The organism is Coleofasciculus sp. FACHB-712, assembly GCF_014695635.1.
Lineage (GTDB): Bacteria > Cyanobacteriota > Cyanobacteriia > Cyanobacteriales > FACHB-T130 > FACHB-T130.
Genome location: NZ_JACJOQ010000007.1, coordinates 1 through 1846 on the forward strand (window position 1 = coordinate 1; position 1846 = coordinate 1846).

The 1846-nt window shown below is 49.8% G+C and carries 2 protein-coding genes; one reads left to right on the forward strand and one right to left on the reverse strand.

The features are described 5' to 3' along the window. The coding region (gene era / locus H6F50_RS00080) for a GTPase Era (RefSeq protein WP_190424907.1) at positions 1-357 on the forward strand (357 nt) is incomplete at its 5' end. A 116-nt stretch (positions 358-473) separates the two neighbouring features. On the opposite strand, the gene purB is transcribed toward era, so the two are convergent. Continuing rightward, positions 474-1769: an adenylosuccinate lyase gene (gene purB, locus H6F50_RS00085; protein WP_190424909.1), complete on the reverse strand. Its 1296-nt coding sequence runs from the start codon at positions 1767-1769 to the stop codon at positions 474-476. Positions 1770-1846 lie beyond the last annotated feature (77 nt).

The following is a 1846-nucleotide window of genomic DNA, read 5'->3' on the forward strand; positions in this document are numbered from 1 at the left end:
TATGTTACCGACCAGCCGGAACGCTTCATCATGGGGGAACTGATTCGAGAACAAATTTTGCTGCTAACCCGCGAAGAAGTTCCCCACTCAGTCGCCGTTACGATTGACATGGTGGAGGAAGAACCGACGATTACTCGCCTTCTCGCCACTATCTATGTTGAACGCGACTCGCAAAAGGGGATTTTGATTGGCAAAGGCGGAACGATGCTCAAAGCGATTGGAAGCACCGCCCGCGAACAAATCCAAAAGTTAATTGCCGGGAAAGTTTATTTGGAGTTGTTTGTGAAAGTGCAGCCGAAATGGCGGCAGTCTCGATTACATTTAGCAGATTTGGGGTACAGGGTGGAACGGGAATAAACCGCAAAGACGCTGCATAGCGCGAAGGAAGAAAAAGAAGCGTGTTCTTCTTCTCTTTCTTCCTTCGTGTCCTAAGCGCTAACGCGCAGGCTACGCCAACGCGTCTTCGCGGTTCCTCAAATCCCCAAACGTTGATAAATCTCCTCTAAATGCTGCAAATGATGCTGCGGAGCGAAACACGCCTCAACTTCTTCTGAAGAAAGATGCTGCGTCACCCGGCTATCTTTGGCAATCAAATCGTGGAAATTGCCATCGGTTTTATTCCACGCTTGATGAGCGCAAGACTGCACCGTTGCATAGGCATCCTCGCGGCTCATTCCTTTTTCTACCAGCGTCAGCATGACTCGCTGGCTGAAGACAACGCCGCCGTAACAATTCATATTCCGTTCCATGTTTTCGGGATAAACCAGCAGGTTTTTCACCAAATCGGTTATTTCCGCTAACATGAAGTGCGTTATGGTGCAGGAATCGGGCAGGATCATCCGCTCCACGGAACTGTGAGAGATATCTCGTTCGTGCCAAAGGGCGACATTTTCCAAAGCTGCAACAGCATGACCCCGGACAACTCGTGCCATCCCTGTCAGTCGCTCCGAACGAATCGGATTGCGCTTGTGCGGCATCGCAGAGGAGCCTTTTTGTCCCTTAGAGAAGAATTCTTCGACTTCTAGGACATCCGTGCGTTGCAAGTTGCGAATTTCGACCGCAAATCGCTCAATCGAGGCAGCCACTAAAGCCAAAGTTTGTACAAAGTCGGCATGGCGATCGCGCGAAATTACTTGCGTCGATGCTGTATCCGGTTCGAGTCCCAGTTTTTGGCAAGCGATCGCTTCAACTCTCGGCTCAATATTGGCATAGGTTCCGACTGCACCGGAAATCTTGCCAACGGCAATTTCTTTGCGAAGACGCTGAAGGCGATCGCGCGATCGCAATACTTCTGCCAACCATCCCGCTAGCTTAAAGCCAAATGTAATCGGTTCCGCATGAATGCCGTGCGATCGCCCAATCATCACCGTATTCTTATGCTGCTGTGCTTGAGTGCGAATCGCTGCAATCAAATCCTCTACCCCTGTCAGCAACACATCCAAACTGGCGACCAGTTGCAGCGCCAAAGCTGTATCAAGCACATCCGAACTGGTTAATCCCAGGTGAATGTAGCGTCCCGCATCGCCTACATATTCATTGACGTTTGTCAAGAAGGCGATCATATCGTGGCGGACTTCAGCCTCAATTTCTAGCACCCGCTTCGGGTCAAAATTAGCCTTTGCCTTAATTTCCTCTACCGCCTGGGTTGGAATATAACCGAGTTCAGCTTGGGCTTCACAGACTGCAATTTCAACCTGGAGCCAAGTTTTCAGTTTATAGGTGTCAGTCCACAAGTTGCCCATCTCAGGCAACGTATAACGCTCGATCACAGCAAGTGTCGCAGAATACAACCGTTTTATTGTACAACTGACGGTCAGATATGCCGCGACTCAAAAAATGCTTCTTG